The organism is Paractinoplanes tereljensis (genome assembly GCF_016862435.1).
GTDB lineage: Bacteria > Actinomycetota > Actinomycetes > Mycobacteriales > Micromonosporaceae > Actinoplanes > Actinoplanes tereljensis.
The window spans coordinates 26,514-50,294 of the sequence record NZ_BOMY01000043.1; the positions used below are offsets into that span (position 1 = coordinate 26,514).

The 23,781-nt window shown below is 70.1% G+C and carries 22 protein-coding genes; 14 read left to right on the top strand and 8 right to left on the bottom strand.

Going from position 1 to position 23,781, the window contains the following annotated elements; all coding sequences use genetic code 11:
- Positions 1 to 24: 24 nt before the first annotated feature.
- Positions 25 to 1,197, bottom strand: a complete 1,173-nt coding sequence (locus tag Ate02nite_RS33915) for an ROK family transcriptional regulator (protein ID WP_203811974.1) — start codon at positions 1,195 to 1,197, stop codon at positions 25 to 27.
- A gap of 192 nt (positions 1,198 to 1,389) precedes the next feature.
- Here Ate02nite_RS33915 and Ate02nite_RS49575 point away from each other — a divergent pair, with 192 nt between their 5' ends.
- Genes Ate02nite_RS49575 through Ate02nite_RS33955 form a run of 8 tightly spaced genes read left to right on the top strand, consistent with a single transcriptional unit; the run spans position 1,390 to position 9,182 of the window.
- The gene (locus tag Ate02nite_RS49575) at positions 1,390 to 2,613 is read left to right on the top strand and encodes a chitosanase (RefSeq protein WP_203811975.1); all 1,224 of its coding nucleotides are present in this window, start codon (positions 1,390 to 1,392) and stop codon (positions 2,611 to 2,613) included.
- Between the two features lie 46 nt (positions 2,614 to 2,659).
- Positions 2,660 to 3,304: a hypothetical protein gene (locus Ate02nite_RS33925; protein ID WP_203811976.1), complete on the top strand. Its 645-nt coding sequence runs from the start codon at positions 2,660 to 2,662 to the stop codon at positions 3,302 to 3,304.
- Positions 3,305 to 3,361: 57 nt separating this feature from the next.
- Positions 3,362 to 4,207, top strand: coding sequence for a hypothetical protein (locus tag Ate02nite_RS33930; protein ID WP_203811977.1), 846 nt, complete (start codon positions 3,362 to 3,364; stop codon positions 4,205 to 4,207).
- A complete protein-coding gene (locus tag Ate02nite_RS33935; protein WP_203811978.1) occupies positions 4,204 to 5,301 on the top strand; it encodes a fumarylacetoacetate hydrolase family protein in 1,098 nt (365 codons plus the stop codon). The genes Ate02nite_RS33930 and Ate02nite_RS33935 overlap by 4 nt, the downstream gene beginning before the upstream one ends.
- A gap of 46 nt (positions 5,302 to 5,347) precedes the next feature.
- Complete coding sequence (locus Ate02nite_RS33940; protein WP_203811979.1) at positions 5,348 to 5,806, top strand: SRPBCC family protein; 459 nt, start codon at positions 5,348 to 5,350, stop codon at positions 5,804 to 5,806.
- A 14-nt stretch (positions 5,807 to 5,820) separates the two neighbouring features.
- A complete protein-coding gene (locus Ate02nite_RS33945; RefSeq protein WP_239147918.1) occupies positions 5,821 to 6,969 on the top strand; it encodes an outer membrane protein assembly factor BamB family protein in 1,149 nt (382 codons plus the stop codon).
- Positions 6,969 to 7,763: an SMP-30/gluconolactonase/LRE family protein gene (locus Ate02nite_RS33950; RefSeq protein WP_203811980.1), complete on the top strand. Its 795-nt coding sequence runs from the start codon at positions 6,969 to 6,971 to the stop codon at positions 7,761 to 7,763. Before Ate02nite_RS33945 ends, Ate02nite_RS33950 begins: the two co-directional genes overlap by 1 nt.
- Positions 7,764 to 7,820: 57 nt before the next feature.
- A complete protein-coding gene (locus Ate02nite_RS33955; RefSeq protein ID WP_203811981.1) occupies positions 7,821 to 9,182 on the top strand; it encodes an FAD-binding oxidoreductase in 1,362 nt (453 codons plus the stop codon).
- A 12-nt stretch (positions 9,183 to 9,194) separates the two neighbouring features.
- Here the strand turns inward: Ate02nite_RS33955 and Ate02nite_RS33960 are convergent, their stop codons facing one another.
- The 5 genes from Ate02nite_RS33960 to Ate02nite_RS33980 form a co-directional block, all read right to left on the bottom strand.
- Positions 9,195 to 9,902, bottom strand: coding sequence for a GNAT family N-acetyltransferase (locus Ate02nite_RS33960; RefSeq protein WP_203811982.1), 708 nt, complete (start codon positions 9,900 to 9,902; stop codon positions 9,195 to 9,197).
- 1 nt (position 9,903) lies between these two features.
- The gene (locus Ate02nite_RS33965; protein ID WP_203811983.1) at positions 9,904 to 10,173 is read right to left on the bottom strand and encodes a type II toxin-antitoxin system TacA family antitoxin; all 270 of its coding nucleotides are present in this window, start codon (positions 10,171 to 10,173) and stop codon (positions 9,904 to 9,906) included.
- Between the two features lie 75 nt (positions 10,174 to 10,248).
- Positions 10,249 to 11,916: a fumarate hydratase gene (locus Ate02nite_RS33970; RefSeq protein ID WP_203811984.1), complete on the bottom strand. Its 1,668-nt coding sequence runs from the start codon at positions 11,914 to 11,916 to the stop codon at positions 10,249 to 10,251.
- Between the two features lie 70 nt (positions 11,917 to 11,986).
- The gene (locus tag Ate02nite_RS33975; RefSeq protein WP_239147919.1) at positions 11,987 to 13,246 is read right to left on the bottom strand and encodes a PQQ-binding-like beta-propeller repeat protein; all 1,260 of its coding nucleotides are present in this window, start codon (positions 13,244 to 13,246) and stop codon (positions 11,987 to 11,989) included.
- 96 nt (positions 13,247 to 13,342) lie between these two features.
- Positions 13,343 to 13,828, bottom strand: coding sequence for an Lrp/AsnC family transcriptional regulator (locus Ate02nite_RS33980; protein WP_203811986.1), 486 nt, complete (start codon positions 13,826 to 13,828; stop codon positions 13,343 to 13,345).
- An 88-nt stretch (positions 13,829 to 13,916) separates the two neighbouring features.
- On the opposite strand from Ate02nite_RS33980, the gene hppD reads away from it, so the two are divergent.
- From hppD to hisC, 4 genes are read left to right on the top strand one after another with little or no spacing between them, the layout of a single operon-like run.
- On the top strand, positions 13,917 to 15,047 hold the full coding sequence (gene hppD, locus Ate02nite_RS33985) for a 4-hydroxyphenylpyruvate dioxygenase (RefSeq protein ID WP_203811987.1): 1,131 nt from the start codon (positions 13,917 to 13,919) through the stop codon (positions 15,045 to 15,047).
- 11 nt (positions 15,048 to 15,058) lie between these two features.
- On the top strand, positions 15,059 to 15,628 hold the full coding sequence (locus Ate02nite_RS33990; protein ID WP_239147920.1) for an RDD family protein: 570 nt from the start codon (positions 15,059 to 15,061) through the stop codon (positions 15,626 to 15,628).
- Positions 15,625 to 16,563, top strand: a complete 939-nt coding sequence (locus Ate02nite_RS33995) for an RDD family protein (protein ID WP_203811988.1) — start codon at positions 15,625 to 15,627, stop codon at positions 16,561 to 16,563. Before Ate02nite_RS33990 ends, Ate02nite_RS33995 begins: the two co-directional genes overlap by 4 nt.
- Positions 16,541 to 17,629 (top strand): histidinol-phosphate transaminase, encoded by a 1,089-nt coding sequence (gene hisC / locus Ate02nite_RS34000; RefSeq protein ID WP_203811989.1) that lies wholly within the window; start codon positions 16,541 to 16,543, stop codon positions 17,627 to 17,629. The genes Ate02nite_RS33995 and hisC overlap by 23 nt, the downstream gene beginning before the upstream one ends.
- A gap of 1 nt (position 17,630) precedes the next feature.
- Here hisC and Ate02nite_RS34005 read toward each other — a convergent pair whose 3' ends face one another.
- Positions 17,631 to 18,890: an MFS transporter gene (locus tag Ate02nite_RS34005; RefSeq protein ID WP_239147921.1), complete on the bottom strand. Its 1,260-nt coding sequence runs from the start codon at positions 18,888 to 18,890 to the stop codon at positions 17,631 to 17,633.
- 47 nt (positions 18,891 to 18,937) lie between these two features.
- Between Ate02nite_RS34005 and Ate02nite_RS34010 the strand changes: the two genes are divergently transcribed.
- Positions 18,938 to 20,035, top strand: coding sequence for an ROK family protein (locus Ate02nite_RS34010; RefSeq protein WP_203811990.1), 1,098 nt, complete (start codon positions 18,938 to 18,940; stop codon positions 20,033 to 20,035).
- A gap of 7 nt (positions 20,036 to 20,042) precedes the next feature.
- Here Ate02nite_RS34010 and Ate02nite_RS34015 read toward each other — a convergent pair whose 3' ends face one another.
- Positions 20,043 to 20,555 (bottom strand): hypothetical protein, encoded by a 513-nt coding sequence (locus tag Ate02nite_RS34015; protein ID WP_203811991.1) that lies wholly within the window; start codon positions 20,553 to 20,555, stop codon positions 20,043 to 20,045.
- A gap of 293 nt (positions 20,556 to 20,848) precedes the next feature.
- Here Ate02nite_RS34015 and Ate02nite_RS34020 point away from each other — a divergent pair, with 293 nt between their 5' ends.
- Positions 20,849 to 23,773 (top strand): AfsR/SARP family transcriptional regulator, encoded by a 2,925-nt coding sequence (locus Ate02nite_RS34020; protein ID WP_203811992.1) that lies wholly within the window; start codon positions 20,849 to 20,851, stop codon positions 23,771 to 23,773.
- Positions 23,774 to 23,781 lie beyond the last annotated feature (8 nt).

Sequence of the window (23,781 nt, forward strand, 5' to 3'; positions counted from 1 at the left end):
CACTTTGGGCCTCTCAAAGAACAGTTAGCTGTCGCGGATAGCAGTGATGAGGGCTTCCCGGACCGCGGCGAGACCGGCGTCGAGCGCGCCGAGCAGCACCGCGTCGTCTGCGATGGTGGTGACCGCGATCGAGCTCTCCAGCGGCGCGGCCCGGCGTACCGCGGCGTTCACCGCGGCCAGCAGGGTTTCGCCGCCGGCCTGCGCGATCGGGCCGGCCAGTACCACCAGATAGGGGTCGAGAACGGCGATCACGGCGGCCAGGCCGACCGCGACGCGATCGGCCAGCGTGGTGAGGAACTCGCCGGAGGTCCCCGCGGCGGCCCGGACGACCGCCGCCGGGGTGTCCCCGGCGATGCCGTTGTCCCGGGCCAGTTCCATGATCGCCGCGCCGCCGAAGAGATCCTGCAGGTCGAGCTTGCGATCGGTGGAGTCCGGCGAGTAGAGCGGCATGTAACCGATCTCGCCGGCGCCGCCGCGAGCGCCGCGGATCAGCTTGCCGGCGATGTCGATGGCCAGACCGAGACCGTCCTGGCCCATCCAGAGCAGCGCGAATCCCTCCGCGTCGCGGGCGGTGCCGCGTTTGCGCTCGGCCACCGCGGCCAGGTTGACGTCGTTGTCGACGCCGACGTGGGTGCCGAGGGCGGCCGCGATCTCCGGCACCAGGCCGGCCCGGCCGAAGCCGGGCACGTCCACGTGCCGGATGGTCTCGGTGCGGGCATCCCAGGAGCCGGGTACGCCGAGCTGCACGTGCCCGATCCGGTCGGCCGGGACGTCGGCCTCCGCGCGTAGCCGGGCGACCACGTCGACGAGCGCGACGGCCGGTTCGGTGCCGAGGAAGTCGATGCGCGACTCGAACCGGACGCGGACCGCACCGGTCAGGTCGCAGAGCGCGGCGGTCACCGAGGGGGTGCCGCTGGTGCCGATGTCGCGGACGGATACCGCGACCGCGTACGCCGCATCGGGGTTCGCCGCGTAGATCTCGGCGTTCGGCCCCGGGCGGCCACTGTTGTGGCCCACCACGTTGACCAGGCCGGCCTCGGTGAGCCGGCGCAGCACTTCGGAAATGGTCGGGGTGGACAGGGCGGTGAGCTTGCGCAAGTCGGAGCGGGTGAGCATCCCTGGGTCGAGCAGGTGCGCTAGAGCGGCGCTCTCGTTCATGGCGCGGAGCAGCTTGGACGAGCCGGCCAGACGCGTCAACGGGGCTCCCTGCGGATAGGCAAACTGACTAACAGTTGCTCGGACGGTAGACAGAGCCCTCCCCCGTGTCAAGGCCCACCAAGCAGGCTAGACCACCTCATAGATGGCTATTGATAAACCTGGTTAACTGTTCTAGCGTCACTGCCCATCACGCGCGTGATCCCCTTCATCCCCCCTCCCCACAGGAGTGCCATGAAACGCGTGCGGGCAGTTGCGTATGCCTCACTTGGCCTGGTCATCCCCGCTGCAGCCATCGCTTATGGACTGCTTCCGGCCAGCGCCGCGGTAGCCGGCCCGATCAAGGGTCTCGGCAGCAAGTGCATCGACGTCGCCGGCGGTTCGAGCGCCAACGGCTCCGCCGTGCAGCTCTACGACTGCAACGGCAGCGCCGCCCAGCAGTGGACCGTCGGGAACACCGACAACACCATCCGGGCGCTCGGTAAGTGCCTCGACGTCACCTCCGCCTCGACCGCGAACGGAGCGAAGATCCAGCTCTACGACTGCAACGCCACCGGCGCGCAGAAGTGGACCGTGTCCAACGGCGCGCTGGTCAACAGCGGGTCGGGCAAGTGCCTCGACGTGACCGACAAGAGCACGGCGAACGGCGCTCGGCTGCAGATCTGGACGTGCTCGAACACCACGAACCAGACTTGGGTCATGCCCGGCGGAACCACTCCCACAACACCGCCCACCTCGTCACCCACCTCTGCCCCTTCAGGCAAGAGCCTGGACGATCCGGCGAAGAAGGACGTCGCCATGCAGATCGTCTCGGCGGCGGAGAACTCGTCGCTGAACTGGCGGGCCCAGTTCGCCTACATCGAGGACATCGGTGACGGGCGCGGTTACACGGCCGGCATCATCGGGTTCTGCTCCGGGACCGGCGACATGCTGGAACTGGTGCAGGCGTACACCGCCACCAAGCCGTCCAATGTGCTCGCCAAGTACCTCCCGGCGCTGCGCAACGTCGACGGCACCGACTCGCACTCGGGCCTCGACCCCAACTTCACCAAGGACTGGAAGACCGCGGCGGCCGACACCGTGTTCCAGGCCGCCCAGGAAGCCGAGCGGGACCGGGTCTACTTCAACCCCTCGGTGCGGGACGGCAAGAGCGACGGCGTGCGGGCTCTCGGCCAGTTCGCCTACTACGACGCCTCGGTCATGCACGGTTACGAGGGCTTCCGGTCCATCCGCAGCCGCGCTCTGACCAAGGCCAAGCCGCCGTCGCAGGGCGGGGACGAGCGCGCCTGGCTCAACGTCTTCCTCAACGAGCGGGTCGTCGAGATGAAGAAGGAGGAGGCGCACTCGGACACCTCCCGGGTCGACACGGCCCAGCGCGTCTTCCTCAACAACAGCAACTTCGACCTGAACACGCCGCTGGACTTCGCGGTCTACGGCGAGAACTTCCACATCGGCTGAGTCCGGGCACCCGGGGCGCTTCGGCGCCCCGGGTACCTTGTCGGACATGGTCGATCTTCTGCTCGCCGGCGCGGCCGTGGTGGTTCTCGTCGCGGTGACCGTGGTGCTGGTCCGGGGCGAGCGCCGCGGGCTGGTCGGCCTGGTGGCGTTGCTGGTGCTGGCGGCCGGCACGTTCACGGTGGCGATCTATCACCATGCGTCCGCGCCTGATGTCGTCCTTCCGGACCTGCCGATCGCGGCGTCCAGCCCGGCCGCCCAGGGCCTCGGGACGGCGACCCTGCACGTCGAGGTGCCGATGGGGGCCGGGGACAAATATCCGCAGGGGGCGATCTGGCTCGACCCGCCGCGGGCCGGCACCAACGCCTACACCGGCGATCTCTCGCTGCTCTGCTCGACGCCCGGCAAGACCGATCATGATCAGAACTGCACCGGCGGCGACAAGCGGGTGTGGACCGTCGAGCCGCTCGAGAAGCGGGCCCTGGTCAGCCCGGCCACCGGTGATCCGTTCGCCGACCCGGCGGCCTGCGCCGAGGGCAACCTCAGCTATCAGGTGGGCTATCTGGAGCTCGTCGCCGGTAAGGGGTATTGCGCGCGCATCGCCGATCGGATCTTCGCGTTGCGGATCCCGGATTTTCCGGTCGATCAGCCGCTGCCGAGGGCGCTGAACGCCGAGGTCGCGGTCCTAGGGTGAAAACCGACATAGCGGGCCTGGTTGTCCGGCCTCTCAAGCGTCCATTAGGTTCAGATGGTGTCAACGATGGTGCCTACGCTGTTCTCCGGGCTGGTCGATGACGCCTCTTTGCTTCCGCCCAGCCTCATCAGCCTGTCCGATGCCGTCGCCAAGCACGTCGAGCATCGCGAGGCCTGGTTCGCCGGGCTGCTCGGTCCGCTACTGATCCCCGCCTCATTGATAAGCGTCGAAGTCCCTCAACGGGATCTGCCGGTCGCGCTGGTCGGCGACGTCGCGCTGAGCGCGATGCCGATCGTCGTCGAGAAACTGCGGGCGACCGGCGCGGTGATCTTCCACCTCGAGGCGCCGGTGGCCCGGCGCGGCGAAGACCCACAACCCGGCCTGGCCGATCTGCGCACGCTGACCGAACAGGACAAAGACCTCCAGGTGTACGCCGAGATCCCGCTCAGTTGGGGCCTGCTCGGCGCGCTCGACACGGTGGCCGAGTGCCGGGCCGCGAGCCTGCGCATCGCCCCCAAATTCCGGGTCGGCGGACTCGCCGCCGAGCTGTTCCCCACTCCCGTCGAGCTGGCCGCGGTGATCTGCGCCTGCCGCGACCGGGAGTTGCCGTTCCGGCTGGCCGCCGGCCTGCGCCATGCGATCCGGCACACCGACCCGGAGACCGGCTTCACCCACCACGGCTTCCTCAACGTGGTGGCGGCCGGCATCCTCGCGGCCGAGGGTGCTGAGGTGGCCGAGGTGGCCGAGGTGCTGGCCGCGACCCATCCCTTGCCCCTGGTCGAGCCGTGCCGGCGGCGGCGCGACGAGACCCGTCCGCTGTTCGTCGGCTTCGGAGCGGCAAGCGTTGTCGAACCCCTGACCGAGCTGATCCGGCTCGGCCTGATCAACGGTGGTCCTGAATGAGCCGGTACGGCAGCGAAAACCTTCCCTACGGCGTGTTCAGCCGGCCGCGCGGCGAGCGCCGTCTCGGCGTACGCCTGGGGTCCTCGGTTGTTGATCTTTCGGTGTTGGGTGGGCAGTTGGCCGCGCCGTCGCTCAATGCCCTGCTCGCGGCGGGTCCGGCCGGATGGGCCGCGGCCCGGGCCGCGGTCACCGAGCTCGCGGCCGGGTCGCCGGAGCGCATCCCGCTCAGCGAGGTGACCCTGCACCTGCCGTTCGAGGTGGCCGACTACACCGACTTCTACTCGTCCGAGCACCATGCGCGGAACGTGTCGGCGATCCTGCGGCCCGGCGAGGCCGGCCTGCCGCCGCACTGGAAGCACCTGCCGATCGGCTATCACGGCCGGTCCAGCACGGTGGTGGTGTCCGGCACTCCGATCCGGCGGCCGCACGGGCAACTCGGCGAGGGGGTGTTCGGGCCGTCCCGGCGGCTCGACGTCGAGGCCGAGGTCGGGTTCGTGGTGGGGGTGCCCGGGCGGCGGCTGCGCACCACCGACTTCGCCGGCCACGTCTTCGGGATCACGCTGGTCAACGACTGGTCGGCCCGGGACATCCAGGCTTGGGAATACCGTCCGCTCGGCCCGTTTCTGGCCAAGTCGTTCGCGACCTCGGTGTCGCCGTGGGTGGTGCCGCTGTCGGCGCTGGTTGGGTCTTCTTCCCCCTTGCAAGATCCACAGCCGCTCGATTACTTATTGCCGGCCGGGCCGGGCTTCGACCTGCGGCTCTCGGTCGAATGGAACGACACCCGGGTGTCGGCGCCGCCGTTCGCCTCGATGTACTGGACCGCGGCCCAGCAGTTGGCCCACCTGACCAGCAACGGCGCCTCGGTGCGCACCGGTGATCTGTTCGCCTCCGGCACCGTCTCCGGGCCCGCCCGCGACGAGGTCGGCTCGTTCCTCGAACTCACCCGCAACGGCGCCGAGCCGGTGAAGCTCGCCGATGGAAGTGTGCGCGGTTTCCTCGAGGACGGAGACAAGGTCACCATCTCCGGTACGGCCATCGGAGCGGCCGGCGTGGAAATCGGTCTGGGCGAGGTAACCGGAACCGTAGTGCCCTAGACCGCGCGGACCTTACCCTCGTAGCGTGTATGCGGGAGGTCACTCTATGTCGACGGTCGCGGTGACACGCCTGATCGAGGCCCCGGTCGCCTCGGTCTGGCAGGTGTTCACCGACCTGTCCCGAAGGCGCGACTGGTTGTCGGCCGTAACGAGGGTCGAGGTGCTCACCGGCGGGCCGTTCGGGGCCGGCGCGGCGTGGCGCGAGACCCGGCCGATGTCCGACGGTGGCGAGATCACCGAGGAGTTCCACGTGCTCGAGTGCGTGATTCCGGATCGGTTCGTGGTCACCTCGCCGGGCATCGGCGCCGACTACAAGATGACGTACTCGTTCGTGCCGGTCGTCGCCGGTCGGCATCGCGGCGGCACGATGGTCACGATCGTCCAGGACGGTGGTGCCACCGCGCCGGCCGGCCGCTTCCTCGCCCTGATCTTCGGCGGCCTGGCCGCCGGCACCGCCGAGGTGGCGATGCGCCGCGACCTGGACGACCTGGCCGCCGTGGCCTGACATAGTCTCGGCTGGTGCAAAAGGTACTTCTGCGGGCGCTGGTCGCGCTGGTCGTGGCCGCCGCGGCGGTACTTGTCGGTTGGCGGGTGCTCGCTCCCGCCGAGGTGCTGGCCGTGGTCAAGTCGCCCGAACCGGCCGTCCACCAGGCGAATCCCGGCGTCACCGGCCACCTTCCGATCGCCCCGCTGATCGTCGACGACCGGATCCGGGTCTATGCCTCGAAACGGCAGATCCGGGCGGACGCGCCGGTCGACGCGAAGACCGTCTACACCGCGATCTGGTCGTTCCGGCGCTGGCCGCAGCAACTCTCCGGAGTGGTTGCGGTCGGACCCACCGTGATCAGTCGCTGGTCCGACGGCGAGTTGGTAGCCATCGACGGCCGCACCGGCACCATCGCCTGGCGGGCTTCCGGGCCGCCCGCTCCCGGATACTCCGGACACCGCACCGGCGCCGGCTCGGTCTGGCGACCGGCCGGCCTGCACGTGGCCGGCGACGTCGTGCTGGTTTCTGGCCCTTCTCAGGCCGACGCATACGTGGCGAGCACCGGAACACGCCTCTGGAGCGCGGCCGGTCTCTGCGCCGACGGCTTCACCGCCGGGGGCGGCCGGTATATCTGCCCGTCCGGTGCCTTCGACACGGCGACCGGCGGCGCCGTCGGATCCTTCCCGGCCGGGCCTTACACGCCGCTCGGCTGTGACGTGGCCGCCTCCGGCTGCGCAGGGCTTCGCGACGGTTCCGGGCGGGGCTGGCTCACCGACGGCTCGACGCCGGTGCGCGCGCCCGCCCTGGATGCCGCGGGCAGCACTGTCGCTCTCGGCCTGGTCTTCCAGCCCGCGGCCGACGCGCTGGTCGCCGTCGATCCGGTCAGTGGCGCTGCGGTGCGGCGCTATCCGGCGGGCGCGCAGGTGCTCGGGGTGGCCGGTCAGCAGGTGGTGTTGCTGACCGCGGACCGGCAGGTGATGGTGGTGTCGCCACGGGACGGCACGGTGCGGGCGACCTTCACGGCGGCCTTCGGGACCGAGCTGCCGAATTTTGACGTCGGCGGCGTGCAGGTGACCTCGCGGTACCTCGCGGTCGAACGACTGGCTGTTTCCCGGCCGGCCGACCCGGATACTCCCGGTTACTACTACTCCGTGGACACCGTGCTGATGGCGGCGATCTGATGCTTGAAGTATTGACCGGGATCGTGATGGGCGAGTCGGCTCGCTGGCATGAGGGGCAGCTCTGGTTCTGTGACTGGGGTGCCGGCGAGGTGATCCGGGTCGACGATTCGTCGCCGTCGGTGGTTTTTGGCGTGAATGGCATGCCGTTCTGCATCGACTGGCTGCCCGGCGGTGACCTGCTCCTGCTGGACGGGCCGCGGGCGCGGCTGTTGCGGGCTGGCAACCTCTATGCCGATTTGTCGGGCATAGACGGCAGCCATCCGTGGAACGACATCACCGTCGACTCCCGCGGCAACGCCTTCGTCAACAACATCGGCTACGACTTCCCCAGCGGCCCGCCCGCGCCTGGGCTGATCGCCGTGGTGACCCCGTCCGGCGCCGTCCGCCAGGTGGCCGACGGCCTGGAATTCCCCAACGGCATGGCCGTGACCCCGGACGACCGCACGCTGATCGTCGCCGAGTCGCACGCTTCCCGGCTGACCGCTTTTGACATCGCCGACGACGGCTCGCTGACCAACCGTCGGGTGTGGGCCGACCTCCCCGGCGTGGCCCCCGACGGCATCTGCGTAGACCAGTCGGGCGCGGTTTGGTACGCGGCCGTTCCCAACCAGCATTGCGCCCGGGTCCGCGAGGGCGGCGAGGTCCTGACGACGATCCCGCTGCCGGACGGCGCCTTCGACTGCGCCCTGACGGACGACGAGAAGACGCTGTACGCCCTGACCGCCGACTACTCAAACCCAGCCGCGATGTTCGGCGGCCGCACCGGCCGCTTGTTCGCCATCCCGCTGCCCTGATCCCGGCCTCTCCCGTCGCGCTGATCGCGAGGGTGGGCCGCGCGTAGGGTCGCTGGTATGAAGGAACTGCTCGACGGCCTGGACGTGGTTGACGACGCGGATGTGCTGGAGAGCCTCAGCCACGACGACGCGGAGTGGGCGCCGTATGGGAAGGCTGTTGCGGCGGTGCGGCCTCGGAGCACCGAGGATGTTCGGCGGGTGGTGGCGGCCTGCGCTGAGCGACTGGTTCCGATCGTGCCGCGTGGGGCGGGGACCGGGCTGTCCGGTGGGGCCAATGCCGTTGACGGCGCGATGATCATCGACCTGTCCAAGATGAACCGGATTGTGGAGATCGACGTCGAGAACATGACCGCCACCGTGCAACCCGGTGTGGTCAACGACGATCTGAAGCGGGCGGTCGCCGAGCACGGTCTCTGGTATCCGCCCGATCCGGCCAGCGCGCCCTGGTCCACGATCGGCGGGAACGTGTCTACGAACGCCGGTGGGCTGTGCTGTTTGAAGTACGGCGTGACCCGGGACTACGTGCTCGGCATGGAGGTCGTGGTCGGCGGGCCGGCCGGGGAGTACGGCACGGTCGTGCGCCTTGGGCGCCGCACCACCAAAGGCGTTAGCGGCTATGACCTGGCCGGGCTGTTCACCGGGTCGGAGGGCACGTTCGGGGTGATCACTGAGATCACCGTACGGCTGCGGCCGGCTCGCCGGGAGGCGCCCAAGACCGTGGTGGGGGCGTTCGGCAGCGTGGTCGCGGCGGGTGAGGCGGTCGCGGCGGTGACCCGGGCCGGGCTGCTGCCGGCCGCCCTGGAACTGCTGGATCGCACCTGCTTGCGGGCGGTCGAGGAGTGGAAGCACCTGGGCCTGGAGTCGGACGCGGCCGCGTTGCTGCTGGCCCAGCTCGACACGCCGGGTGACGCCGAAGCGACCGCGGTGGCCGAGGTGTTCCGGGCGGCGGGCGCGCTCTGGGCCGAGCAGTCCACCGATGAGATCGAGGCCGAGGCGCTGTTCGCCGCGCGGCGGCTGGCTTACCCGGCGCTGGAGCGGCTCAGCCCGGTGCTGACCGAGGATGTCTGTGTGCCGCGGTCACGCGTACCGGAGATGTTGTCTTTGATTGAAGAGATCGCCGCCCGGCATGGCGCGACCATCGCGGTGATCGCGCATGCCGGCGACGGCAACCTGCACCCGCTGATCCTGGCCCCGGCCGGCGACGACGTCGCGAAGCGGGCGGCCCAGGGCGCGTTCGAGGACATGCTGAGCGCGGCCATCGCGATGGGCGGCACAGTCACCGGCGAGCACGGCGTGGGCTTGCTGAAACGGGCCGGCATGAAGCAGGAGCTGTCGCCGGGGGTGCTGGCCATGCAGGTAGCGGTCAAGCAGACCCTGGACCCGCTGAACCTCTTCAACCCCGGCAAGGTCGTCGGCTGAAGGCCTGGCGGGTCAGTCGACGTCGAACGGGTCACGGCCAAGGGCCGTCTTGATCGCTTCCCGGAGCGAAATCAACGTGGCCGGAGTTGCCGTGTCCGCCTGGGTTTCGAGTTCGCGGGCGATCGCCCGCAGTTCGTCGGCGGAGGCTACGACTGAAGTTGCCTCCCCGCGAGGTGTGGACAGGACCAGGCCGGCCAGCGGACCCTGGCTGCTCACCGTCAGCATGGCCGTGTTGAGCGCCCGCTTGGCCGTCTCAACTTTCATGACCAGCCGCAGCGGGTCGCCCTTGATCGGCTGGAAGCCTCGTCGATGGTAATACGCTGCCACCTGGCTGTTGATCGCATCCACGACGATCAGCCGGCCGCCGGCCCGGACCGCGGCTTTGGTGATGATTTCCATGGCGTCGAGCAGAAGATCGTCGCTGAGGTGCTGCCCCTGGATGGACCGGTCCAGCGCGAATCGGGTCAGCAGGTAGGCGGGAACAATGCTGAAGCCACCCGCTTGGCCGCCGGTCAGCTCCGCCCGCTCAACCTGGGTCGGTGCGATCGAGTAGTAGGCGACCACATCGTCGCTGTCCTCCTCTGTCCAGACGTAGGTGCGGGAGGTGCCCGCGAGTTGGGCGCGGCGGGCGTGCCCGGTGAGCCACACGTTCAGAGAGGGCTCACCGCAGTCGAATCGGGCGAGCTCGTGATGATCTTCCAGTCGACTGGAGAGAAACACTTCACACCCGCCGGAAACGCCTGGGTCGGTTTGCGATCTCGGTGAGCATCGGCGCCTCGTCCGGCTCGTCGAGCGATGCGATGAGTAGATCGAATTGCTCCGCGGGCATGATCGTCCGATGGGCTCTGGCCAGGACCTTGTCTGCCTCGGCGCGAGCTGACCGCACGACAAATGCGGACACGGGCTCGCCCAGGAGCTCCGCCGCTTCCGAGATGCGTGACTTGCTCGCCTCGTCGGCTCGCACCTCGATGCGCTCAGTCTTGGGGCTCATCTGAGACTCCATCCGTCAGCGGTGTGCCGGTCCACCGTACGGCGAATGTACGGCACCGCCAACTGAATACGGGGCCTAAGGCTTGTTGCCGATCCGGAGAACGCTCTTCGGGCGGGTTACCTCGGCGAAGAAGTCGTTGCCCTTGTCGTCTACGACTATGAAGGCTGGGAAATCCTCTACCTCGATCTTCCAGACTGCTTCCATGCCCAGTTCGGGGTACTCCAGGACCTCAACGTGGCGGATGCAGTCCTGGGCCAGGCGGGCCGCTGGGCCGCCGATCGAGCCCAGGTAGAAGCCGCCGTAGGACTGGCATGCTCGGGTCACCTGGGCTGAGCGGTTGCCCTTGGCCAGCATTACCAGGCTGCCGCCGGCCGCCTGGAACTGCTCGACGTATGAATCCATCCGGCCGGCTGTGGTCGGGCCGAACGAGCCTGAGGCGTAACCCTCGGGGGTCTTCGCCGGGCCGGCGTAGTAGACCGCGTGGTCGCGCATGTACTGCGGCATCGGCTTGCCGGCCGCCAGGAGTTCGGCGATCTTCGCGTGCGCGATGTCTCGGGCCACCACCAGCGGGCCGGACAGGGACAGGCGGGTCTTCACCGGGTACTGCGACAGCTCGGCTCGGATCTCGGCCATCGGGCGGTTGAGGTCTACCCGGACCACCGGGCCCTCGTCCAGCTCTACGTCCGGGAGGTAGCGAGCCGGGTCGGTTTCCAGGCGTTCCAGCCAGACGCCGGACGGGGTGATCTTCGCGGTGGCCTGGCGGTCGGCCGAGCAGGAGACCGCGATCGCCACCGGGCAGGAGGCGCCGTGCCGGGGGAGGCGGATCACGCGTACGTCGTGGCAGAAGTAGCGGCCGCCGAACTGGGCGCCGATGCCGAAGTCGCGGGTCAGCTCCAGGACCGCGGCCTCCAGCTCGACGTCGCGGAAGCCGTGCGCCGACATGGTGCCGTGCCGGGGAAGGTTGTCCAGGTACTTCGCGCTGGCCAGCTTGGCCGTCTTCAGCGCGAACTCGCCACTGGTGCCGCCGATCACCACGGCCAGGTGGTAGGGCGGGCAGGCCGAGGTGCCGATCAACCGCAGTTTCTCGTCCAGGAACTCCATCATCCGCGCGGGATTCAGCAGCGCCTTGGTCTCCTGGTAGAGGTAGCTCTTGTTGGCCGAACCGCCGCCCTTGGCCATGAACAGGAACTTGTAGGCGTCGGGCTGGCCGCCCGGGTCTTCCGCGTACAGCTCGATCTGGGCCGGCAGGTTGGAGCCGGTGTTGCGCTCGTCCCACATGGTCAGCGGGGCCAGCTGCGAGTAACGCAGGTTGAGCCGGGTGTACGCCTGGTAGACGCCCTGGGCGATGGCTTCCTCGTCGGTGCCGTCGGTCAGCACGTGCCGGCCGCGCTTGCCCATCACGATCGCGGTGCCGGTGTCCTGGCACATCGGCAGCACGCCGCCGGCCGCGATGTTCGCGTTGCGCAGCAGGTCCATCGCCACGAACCGGTCGTTCGGCGACGCTTTCGGGTCGTCGATGATCGAGCGGAGCTGGGAGAGGTGGGCCGGGCGCAGGTAGTGCGCGATGTCGTGCATGGCCTCGGCGGTGAGCTGGGTCAACGCGGACGGCTCGACGGTCAGGAACCGCCGGCCGCCGGGACCGTGCACCACGTCCACGCCCTCGTCCGTGACCAGTCGGTACTCGGTCAGGTCGTCGCCGATCGGCAACAGCGGCGAGTACGAGAATGCGGCGCCTCTGCTCATGACGGGCAAGCCTAGGACAGCGGCATAGGGAGATGCGAACCGCTCCCGCCGTGCCCACATACCAGTTCGGTCAAGCAAACGGCAGGTAGGCCATGTCGCGGCCGTCGACGACGATCATTCCGCCTGTTCCGGTGGCGAAAATCTTGGCATTCGTCCGAACCTCGACCAGGACTCGGCCGCTGGACGGGGACAGTGCGGCGACCCGGCTGGGCTTCGGGGTGGCGATCACCACAGCGTTCGGGGTGATGGCCACCGAGCCGGTGCCGGCCCGGGTCCAGGACACCGATCCGCGGGACAGGGCCAGGCCGCGCAACGAGGAGCCGGCGCGGATCACCGCGTACGAGTCGTTCACCGCCTGCACCTCCTCGCCCTTCGCGCCGTGCCAGAGGATCCGGCCGTCGTGGGCGGCGATGAGCTCCTGCCGGCCGACCGGGTCGACGCCGAGCACCACGTCCTCGCCGCCGGCCGGATCGCGGTCCTGCTTGCAGCCGGACCCGTTGCCTGCGGTCCGCAGGTTGAGCCCGTCGCGCTTCCAGACCGTGCCGCCGCCGGGCGGATCGCTGGCGACCACGCCGAAATAGCAGGTGCCGTCGGCGGACGTGGCGGTGACGGTGAGGACCCGGCCACCGGCGACGGCCACCCGCTGGTCGGCGGCCGGTTCGGCGGTCTGCACGAGTTTGCCGGTGGCGGTGTCGATGATCCGGATCTTGCCGTCGTCGGGCAGCCCGATCAGCGACGGCATCTGGCGGGGGCCGGCCACGTCGTCGTCGATGCCGTTCGCGGTCATCGGCTTGGTGTCGGGCAGGTCGGGGTTGGCGGCGTCGAGCACGAACCCGATGCCGCCGGTGCCGACCCGCCAGCGGACGTTGCCGCGGGTGTCCCAGGCGGTCAGTTCGCAGTCGCTGCCCTTGCCGCAGCGCAGGTCGAGGATGCCGGTGCGGTAGGTCCAGACCGCGGTGGCCTCGGTGTCGGCCCGCCGGACGGCCCCGCTGCGCGGGTCGAGGACCTGGTAACCCTTGGTGAGCAGGCGGCCGGTGACCACCACCGCGTCGTTGCCGTCGCCGGCCACCGCGGCCCAGTCGGCGTCGCTGCCCCACAGCTTGATGCCGGCGGTGAGGCCGTACGCCTCGATCGAGGTGCGGTATTCGACGATCACCGCGTCGCCGGCGATGGTGACGCTCTGCGGGCTGCCGCCGATGGTGCTCTGCCAGCGGGCCACGCCCTCGGCGATCGGCGCGGTGGTGTTGAACCAGGCCCACCACTTGGGCCAGGGGTTCCAGGTGTGGGTGGTGGCCAGCACGACCAGGACCACGACGACGGAGATCAGCATGTACCCCCCGCGGGAGCCACCACCCGACGCCATGGGCGACACGCTAACTAGATCAATCCCTCGAACGAGGGATCACGATTTGCCCGTGTCGATGGCTTATGCGAGAGATGCGGCCTTCACCAGTGGGAGGGTGCGGTAATGGATCAGCTCGGCCAGGGCGATGATCGTATGCGCCCGGACGATGCCCTCGTAGCCGACGATCTGGTCGATCACCCGCTGCAGGTCGGCGTTGGACCGGGCCACGATCCGGCACAGCACGTCGCCGCTGCCGGTGATCGTGTGCGCTTCCAGGACCTCGGGGATGTCGGCCAGGTGGGCGGCGACCGCGGTATGCCCGTACCGCTGGCTGATTTCCAAGGTCACGAAGCTCATCACCCCGAAGCCGATGGCTTCGGGAATGACCTCGGGCCCGAAGCTTTTGATCGCGCCGCGCGCGATCAGTTTGTCCAGCCGGGCCTGGACGGTCCCGCGCGCGACGACCAACCGCCGAGACAATTCGAGTACGCCGATGCGCGGCTCGACCGCAAGCATTTCCACCAGCCGCGCGTCGAGAGCGTCGAGCTGGACAGATTGCATAGTCATAACCGGAAGCTACCGTACGAGTTGCGCAGACTGCTCAGCGTAAATCTCGACAGTTGCCCACTCTTTGGCGCGAGGGCAGCCTCACTTCATGACGCAGATGATGGAAAGTGAGACCCGCCAAGCCGACGTCTTCCCCGTCAAGGGCGTCGACTACCTGCAGTTCCTGGTGGGCAACGCCAAGCAGGCCGCCCACTACTACTCCACCGCCTTCGGGATGACCTGTGTCGCCTACCGGGGCCCGGAGAACGGCTATCGCGACCACGCGGAATATGTGCTGGTCAGCGGCTCGGCCCGGTTCCTGATCACCGGTGCGGTGCACGTCGGGGCGCCCGGCGCCGACCACGTCACCAAGCACAGCGACGGCATCTACGACATCGCCCTCGAGGTGCCCGACGTCGACGCCGCCTACCGGCACGCGATCGGCGCCGGCGCCCGCGGTGTCACCGAGCCGCACGACGTCACCGACACGCACGGCACGGTCCGGATCGCGGCCATCGCCACCTACGGCGACACCATCCACTCGCTTGTCGACCGGTCGAAGTACGACGGCCCGTTCCTGCCCGGCTTCGTGTCCCGCGAGCCGATCGGCACCCCGCCCGCGAAGCGTTACTTCCAGGCCGTCGACCACGTGGTCGGCAACGTCGAGCTCGGCAAGATGGACGAGTGGGTCGAGTTCTACGGCCGGGTCATGGGCTTCACCAACATGGCCGAGTTCATCGGCGACGACATCGCCACCGATTACTCGGCGCTGATGTCCAAGGTCGTGGCGGACGGTCACCGCAAGGTCAAGTTCCCGCTGAACGAGCCGGCCGCCGCCAAGCGCAAAAGCCAAATTGACGAGTACCTGGAGTTCTACGGCGGCCCGGGCGCGCAGCACATCGCGATCGCCACCAACGACATCATCCGCAGCGTGGACGCCATGCGGGCAGCCGGCGTCGAGTTCCTGGACACGCCGGACTCGTACTACGACGACCCTTCGTTGCGGGCCAGGATCGGTGAGGTGCGGGCGCCGATCGAGGAGCTGAAGAAGCGGAAGATCCTGGTCGACCGGGACGAGGACGGTTACCTGCTGCAGATCTTCACGAAGCCGGTGCAGGACCGGCCGACGGTGTTCTTCGAGCTGATCGAGCGGCACGGGTCGCTCGGCTTCGGCAAGGGCAACTTCAAGGCGCTCTTCGAGGCGATCGAGCGGGAACAAGAACTGCGCGGGAATCTGTAACACTGCTCCGCGTGACCTACCCGCCCCTTCCGCCGGGTTACTTCTACGTTCCCGTGCGCCCGCCGGTGCCGACCAGCCCCGGCGGGCTGCCGCTCGCCGACTTCGGTACGCGGCTGGCCGCGTACATCATCGACGTGGCCGTCCTCTCGCTGGTCGCGGTCGTGTTCGCCGTACCCGCGTTCTTCGTGCTCTTCACCTCGCTGCCGGACCCGGAGCAATTCGCGTACGACGACGGCCCGAGCCGGATGTTCTCCGAGTTTCTGGTGCCCATCCTGCTGTTCGAGCTGGTCCTCTACGTCGCCGTGCTGATCCTGTACTACCTGTACGTGGTCGAGTACATGCACCGCAGCGGCCAGACGATCGGCAAGAAGGCGATGAAGATCCGGGTCATCCCGCTCGATCCGGGCAAGCGCCTCACCCGGGGCATGGCCGCCAAGCGGTACCTCATCGAGTACGGCTGCGGCACCTTCGTTCCGTTCTTCAGCTACGTCGACGGATTGTGGCAACTCTGGGACAAGCCCTACCAGCAGGCACTGCACGACAAGGTGGCACAGACCGTGGTGGTTAAGGTTTCCCCATGAGCTCGTTGCCCGCCGGCTGGTACAAGGATCCGGCCGACCCCGTGACCCAGCGCTACTGGGACGGTGAGGGCTGGATCGGCAAGGCCATCCCGGCCGACGCGGTCCCGCCGGACGGACCGCCTCCGGTCGAGGAGGAGGAGCCGCCACCGGCCCCCGCGCCCGAGCCGGCCTCCCCGGCGGCCGCGACCCCGCCACCGCCGCCGCCGGCCTGGATGCCACAGCAGCAGCAGGCGCCGCCGGGCTGGGGTCCGATGCCGCCTCCGCCGCCAGGATGGCAGCCGCCTCCTGGCGCGCCACCACCGCCGGCTGGCTGGCAGTACACCCCATACCCGGTTGAGGCTCGGCCGCACGGCTTCGCGCTGGCCGGGCTCGGTCCGCGGCTGGCCGCCCGGCTGCTCGACATCCTCGCCGTCCTGCTGCTCAACATCGTGGTCAACGGCTACTTCGCCTACCAGTTCTGGCAGGAGTTCCTGCCGGCCTGGCGGGCGAGCCAGGACTCGATCGCGAACGGTGGCAGCCCCTTCGACGTGCCGGCCGCGTCCGGTCGCACCGACTCGCTGCTCTGGATCATGCTGATCGTCGCGACCCTGCTCTGGCTGGTCTACGAGGCGCCCTCCACCGCGACCACCGGGCAGACCCTCGGCAAACGCGTGATGCGGATCAAGGTGGTCGCGATCGAGAACACCGAGCCGCTCGGCTTCGGCCGGGCCTTCGGCCGGTGGGCCCGGCTCGGGCTGTGGACCCCGGCCTGGGGCTGTGCCGGCTTCGGCCTGGTCATGCAGTTCGTCGACTCGATCTCGCCGCTGTTCGACCAGAAGTTGCGGCAGGCGTTCCACGACAAGACGGCGCGCACGGTCGTGGTCGCGCTGCCACCCGACTACGAGCAAGCGGCTACCCGGAAGGACAACACCGATGACTCGGCTCACTCGCGCTGACCTGGACAGCCTCCCGGCCTATGTGCCCGGTCGCAGCCTCGCCGACCTCACCCGGGAGCTGGGTATCGCCGAGGCGATCAAGCTCGCCAGCAACGAGGTTCCGTACGGTCCGCTGCCCGGTGTGGTCGAGGCCGTCACCGAGGCGATGACGCAGTCGCACCGCTACCCGGACATGGGCGTGCTGGCGCTGCGTGACGCGCTCGCCGCACGCTTCGGAGTCAGCGCCGACCGGATCGTCACCGGCTGTGGTTCGGTCGCCCTGGCCGAGATCCTGGTGAAGGCGACCTGCCTGCCCGGCGACGAGATGGTCTATTCGTGGCGCTCGTTCGAGGCGTACCCGATCATCTCGGCCGGGGTGGGCGCGACAAGCGTGCGGGTGCCGAACACCGCCGCGCACGGCCATGACCTGCCGGCCATGGCCGACGCCATCACCGACCGCACCCGCCTGGTGGTCGTCTGCAACCCCAACAACCCGACGGGTACGGCGGTGCGCAAGGCCGAGCTCGACCGCTTCCTCGCCGACGTGCCGTCCGACGTGCTGGTGGTGCTCGACGAGGCGTACCGGGAACTGGTCACCGACCCGGACGTGCCGGACGCGATCGACACGTACGCCGGCCGCCCCAACGTGGTCGTGCTGCGCACCATGTCCAAGGCCTGGGGCCTGGCCGGCCTGCGGATGGGCTATCTGGTGGCACAGCCCGAGGTGGCCGCGGCCATCCGCAAGGTGCTCACCCCGTTCTCCACCAGCCTGGTCGCGCAGGCCGCCGCGCTCGCCGCCCTCCAGCAGGAGGACGAGGTCAAGCGCCGGTGCGCGCTCGTGGTCACCGAGCGAGCCCGGGTCACCGAGGCGTTGCGCAAGCTCAACGTGGAGGTTCCGGAGAGCCAGGCCAACTTCGTCTGGCTGCCGCTGGGCGACAAATCCGCGCCCTTCGGCGCGGCCTGCGAGGGGCGCGGCGTCATCGTGCGCCCGTTCCAGCCCGATGGCGTACGGGTGACCATCGGCACGCCGGAGGAGAACGACGCGTTCCTGGCCGCCGCCGAGTTCGCCCTCGACCAGCTCGGTTAGGTCAGTGTCGCGGACCGCCGGCGAGTTCCATTTCGGCGGCCTCATCCAGCCGGCTCGGGAACAGTCCCCGGGCCGGCACCACCAGGGCCAGCGCGATCACCGCGAAGCCCGCCGCGAGCAGCGGCAGCGCGCCCAGGTAACCGGCCGAGGTGAGCCGTTCGCCGACGAACGCGCCGCCGCCGATGCCGATCTGGAACGACACCACGTAGACGGCGCTGGCCGCGTCTCGGGCCTGCGGCGCGATCCGCAGCACGGTCGCGGCCAGGCAGACCGGGATGGCGCAGAACGCCCCGCCCCACAGCAGGGTGGCCAGCACGGTCGGGACCGTCCCGAGCACCGGCGCGAGCGCGGCCACCGACACCGCCATGACCGCGAGCAGCACCGTCATCGCGGGACCGGGCCGCCGGTCGACGAACCGGCCGACCGCGTATCCGGCGACGAGCGCGGCCGCCCCGTACCCCAGCAGCAACGCACTCAGGCCGATGCCCTTCAGCCCGCCGTCCCGGCGGGCCAGCGGGGCGATGTAGGTGTAGGCCGCGAAGTGGCCGATCACCAGCAGGCCGGTGATCGCGCAGAGCAGCGCCACCTTCCGGTCCCGGATGATCGCGACCGAGGCGCGCAGCTGGGTGCCGAGCCGGGTCTCCCGGTCGTGCGGGAGCGGGTCGAGCTTGGGCAGGAATTTCATCAGCAGCACCAGGCAGACGGCCGCGCCGACGGCCATCGTGCCGACCGCCACTCGCCAGCCGAGCCACTGCCCGATCGCGGTGCCGATCGGTACGCCGGCCACGATGGCCAGCGAGTTGCCGACGAAGACCAGGGCGGTGGCCCGGCCGGCCTGTCCGGGCGGCGCGAGCCGGGCGGTGATCGGCCCGATTATCGACCAGAAGACGCCGTGCGCCAGCGCGCAGATCAGCCGAGTCCCGCCGAGCACCAGGAAGTTGGGCGCGAACGTGGCCGCGGCCTGGGAGACCACGAAGATCACCATGGTGACCGCGATCAGCACGTGCCGCGGGATCCGCATGGTGAGCGCGGTCAGCGGGATCGTGCTCAGCGCCGCCACCACCGCATAGCTGGTCAGCAGCAGGCCGACGTCGGCCTCGTCCACGTGGAGACCCGCGGAGATCTGCGGCAGCAGCCCGACCGGCAGGGTCTCGGCGGTGACGTAACAGAAGGCGGAGGCCCCGAGAACGGCCAGCGCTGAGCCATTCAGGCGGCCTTTAGGCAGATTAAGGGCGGTGGCGGGGCGGTCGGACGGGGTCACTTCGGCAGAATAAGCTCTGGATCAGAGTAAAAGGAGGAGGTTCGGCTGTGACGACGCGCTCAACCGAGCTGCTCCGGGTGGCCCACGCCCGCCCGGGCGTCACCCGGGCCGAGGCCGCCCGCCTGCTCGGCGTCGGCACCGGCGCCGCCACCGAGATCGTGGCCCGGCTCGCCCAGGCGTCACTGCTGGCCGAGGCCCCGGCCGCGCCGAGCGGCAGCCGAGGCCGGCCGACCACGCTGCTGGTGCCGCACCCGACCGGGCCGCTGGTGCTGGCGGCCGCGATCACCCACGAGGCCTGGCGGATCGACGTGGTCGAGCTGGGCGGGAACGCGGTGGCCTCGGTGCGCGGTTCGCACGCCGGCTCGGACTGGGCCGAGGTGATCGCGGCCGTCACGGCCGCGATCTCCACGCTGCTTCCGGCGTATGGCGAACGGCTGCGCGCCCTGGGTGTCTCGGTGCCCGGCACCGTCTCGCCCGACCTGCGCCTGGACGCGAGCAGCCTGGGCTGGCACGACGTCGATCTGACCACGCTGTGGCCGGGACCGGTGTTCGTGGCCGGGAACGACGCGACCCTCGCCGCCGCGGCCGAGTCGGCCCGGGGTGCGGCTCAGGGCGCCGCGATGGCCCTGCACCTGCGCATCGAGGGCGGCTTGGGCGGCGCCGTGGTCGACCACGGCCGGGTGCTGATGGGAGCGCGGGGCGCCGGCGGCGAGTTCGGCCATATGCCGTTCGGCGACCCGGCGATCATCTGCCCGTGCGGCGCCCGGGGCTGCTGGGGCACCGCGGTCGACGGCACCGCGATGGCCCGCCGGCTGGGTAAACCGGCACCACCCGACCCGGTCACCTACGCCCGGCGGATCATCGCGGCGGGCTCGCCGGTCGTCGCCGAGGTGGCCGCCGCCCTGGGTCGTGGGATAGCCGGCCTGGTCAACGGCCTGGACGCCGACCTGGTCACGCTGGGCGGCATCGGCGTGGACCTGCTGGCGGCGGTGCCCGGCGAGTTGGACGCCGCCTACCAGGCGGGCCTGATGAAGGTGCACCGCGCTTCCCCGCCACCGATCCGGCCGGCCGCGCTGGGCGACGACGGCCCGATCGCCGGCGCCGGCGAGGAGGCGTGGTCCCGCCTGCTCCCCGAACTGGCCTGACCGCGGGTTACGCCGTGCAGTAGCCGGCGACCGGGTTCAGCCACTCGGTGAACTGGGCCTCGACCGTCTTGTTCAGGTCGGCGAGGGTCTTGACCTTGTCGAAGTAACGGCGGTCGATGGCGCTGCTCTCCAGCTTCGAGGCGGAGACCCGGCCGGCCGTGATGAAGTCCGGGTCCTCGGCCGTCGCGGTCTCCTTGCGAATCTTGGTGGCCGCCGCCTTCAACTGGGCCGCGGCCGCCGTTTCGGCCTTGTCCGCCTCGGCTGTCTGCTTGGCCTCCTTGTAGGTGACCATCTTGCCCATCGCCGTCCCGAAACTGCGCAGTTCGGCGGTATAGAGCGTCTGCAGCTTGGTGCACACCAGCTTGGTGCTCGCCGAGTAGTCAGGGGCCGACGTGCTGGCGGCGGCGGTCGGCGCGGCCGACTGAGCGGCCGCCTCGGAAGCGGCGGGTGCGTCGCTGTCGCAGGCGGAGCCGGCCAGTACCGCGGCGCCGGCGATCACGGCCAGGATGGCGCGTCGCATGCAGGATCCTCTTCGTCGGGGACGTCCGAACCCGCTCGACGGTACGTTCCGGTTCGCGACTCGTCCAACCGAGAGTGATCATCGTGATACGAACAGCCCGCCCGGGCGACTGCCCGGGCGGGATCCGGTCCCCCGTTCGGAACAACGAGCGCGGCCCCACCGCGCTGGGGCGATGCCTTGGGAACATCCGCGGTGGAGCAACGCGAATAGAGACTGACGGATGGCGCTCTCGAATCACTGTCGATCCGCTGTCGCCGGCTGAGTAGTCTCGACGAGCCACTACACGGAGGGGAGTGGCTTCCGTGCGGTACGGCATTCTCGGCCCCTTGACCGTGGCCGGCACGGCGATCACCGCCGGCCGGGACCGGATCGTGCTGGCCATGCTGCTGTTGCAGGCCAATCGCGTGGTCGGCGTGAGCGACCTGATCGACGCGATCTGGGAGGAACCGCCGTCGACCGCCCGCAATCAGCTCCAGACGTGCGTGTCCCGGCTGCGGCGCCAACTGCCACCGGACGCGATCGTCAGTGATCCGGCCGGCTATCGGCTGTGTTGCGACCCGGACGACCTGGATGCGGCGGTGTTCACCCGCCTGGTGTCGGATCCGGCGCGGCTGCGGGAAGCCCTCGACCTGTGGCGCGGCCCGGCCCTCGGCGAGATCGACAGCCCGGCGGTGCACCGGCAGGTGGCCGTGCTGGACGAGATGCGGGCGGTGGCCATCGAGGACTGGGCCGATCTGGAACTGTCGGCGGGCCGGGAGCGGGCCCTGCTCGGCGAACTGGCCGGGCTGGTCGAGCGGTATCCGCTGCGGGAACGGCTGCGCGGGCAGCTGATGACCGCACTTCACCGGTCCGGGCGGCAGGCCGATGCACTGGCTGAGTACCGCCGGGGCGACCGGGTGCTGCGCGACGAACTGGGCATCGAACCGGGCCGGGAGCTGCGGGAGCTGCATGACCGGATACTCGGCGGCGATACGCCGGAGGGAAGGGCGCGGTGCCTGCCGCGTACGGTCGGCGACTTCACCGGCCGCGAAGCGGTGGTGCGCCGGCTGGTCGGCGCGATCGACCAGGCCGGACCGTACGGGCCGGCCGTGCTCGCCGTGGACGGGATGGCCGGCAGCGGCAAAACCACCCTGGCCCTGCACCTGGCGGCGCTGGTCGGTGATCGTTATCCGGATGCGCACCTGTTCGTCGACCTGCACGGGCACAGCGATCACGAGCCGCTCGAACCGTCCGCCGCGCTGCTGCTTCTGCTGAGCCAACTGGGCGTCCCGGTTTCCCGGATGCCGGCCGGGACCGCCGGGCGGATCGACATGTGGCGCACCGAGATCGCCAAACGACGGGTCCTCGTGCTGCTGGACAACGCCGCCTCCAGTGCCCAGGTCGCCGACCTCCTGCCCACCTCGCCCGGCGCGCTGGCCGTGGTGACGAGCCGGCGGCGGCTGGTCGGGCTGGACGGCGTGCACCCCGAATCGTTGCCGGTGCTGACCGAGGATGAGGCGGTGGCGCTGCTGGCCCGGATCGCCGGTGGCCGGGTGTCCGCGCAGCCGGCCGAGGCCGCTGAGCTGGTCCGGCGGTGCGGCGGGCTGCCGCTGGCGTTGCGGTTGGCCGGGGCTCGGCTGGCGCACCGGCCGCGCTGGCAGGTGGCCGACCTGGTGCGGCGGATCGGGTCGGCCGCGCTGCCGGAACTGGCGGCCGAGAGTCGTACGGTTGCGGGGGCCTTCGCTCTGTCCTTCAGCCAGCTGGCTGAGCCGGCGCAGCGGTTGTTCCGGCAGCTGGGCACGTTCCCGGGCCGATCGTTCGACGTGCTGACCGCGGCCGCGGTGAGTGACCTGCCGTTGGACGATGCCGAGGATCTGCTCGACGATCTGGTCGACGCGCATCTGGTGGAGGAGCCGGAACCAAGGGTGTTCCGGCTGCACGACCTGCTGCGCGAGTACGCCGGGATGCTCGCCGCCGAGCTGCCCGCCGACGCCCGGGCCGCCACTGTGGAACGAGCGCTCGACCTGGAGGTGCACGCGGCCGTGGCGGCCACCCCGTTCCGGCTCACGGTGACCCTGCACGACCTCGGCGATCCGGTGCCGCAGCGGCCCGACCTGGTCGCCGAGCTGGCCGACCCGGAGGCCCGGCTCGAACGCACCCGGCCGGTTCTCGGGGCCTTCGCCGACGCGGCGCTCGCGATCGGGCGGCCCGACCTGGTCTGGTCGATTGCCCGGGCAAGCTGGCGTTACCTCTGGAAGTACGAGTACAACGACGACATCCTCCTGCTGTTCACCCTGGCCCGGGACGTCGCCCGGCGCGAGGGCAACGTCGAGGCGCAGGCGATGACCGCCAACTATCTGGCCTCGGCCCATCACCTGCGCGGCGCCAACGACGTGGCCCGGGCGCTGCTGGACGAGTGCATCCGGCTGCGCCGGGAGATGGGCGACCTGGTCGGCGTGGTTATCGCGGTCACCAACCTGGGCGCCCTGCAAAACCTGAATGGCAACTACGCCGAGGCCGTCGACCTGATGGCGGAGTCGCTGCGCCCGGTGCGCCGGGAAACGATGGACACCTCGACGCGTCTGGACGTGCTGTCCACGGCGCTGGCCGGGCTGGGCCGGCACGCGGAGGCGATCCACATCCAGCGGCGCCGGCTGATGGTCGCTCTGGAGGACGGGGGCTCCGGCGTCGCACAGGTGCTGGAGCACCTGATCATGGCGCGGATCCAGGGGGGCGACATCGCGCCCGCCGTCGCCGAGCGAAACCTGCGGGTGGTGCTGCGGGCGTTGGCGAACAGCGAGGAGCCCACCCGGAAACACGAGACGCAACGACTGCTCGGCGAGCAACTGTGCGTGCAGGGTCGGTACGCCGAGGCCGTCGCCACGATCACCGACAGCCTGGCCGGAATGCAGGTGACCGGGGCGAACCGCACCGAGGCGACCGCCCACAACAGTCTGGGCCAGGCCCTGCTCGCATCCGGCGACACGGCCGCCGCGCTCGTCGAACACCACCGTGCCCTGGAGATCGCCCGTACCGTCGGCAGCCGCCCCGACGAGGCCCGTGCCCACGCCGGACTGGGCGACTGCCTGATCCGCACCGACCCGGTGGCGGCGGGTGAGCACTGGCAGCGAGCGGACCGCATGTTCGCCGAGATGCAGTCGCCGGAACGGGCCGGACGGCACCGGGGTGGCGCGGATCATCTGCGGTCCGGCCCGCGCCGAGAGACGATGGTTCCGTGACTACCGAG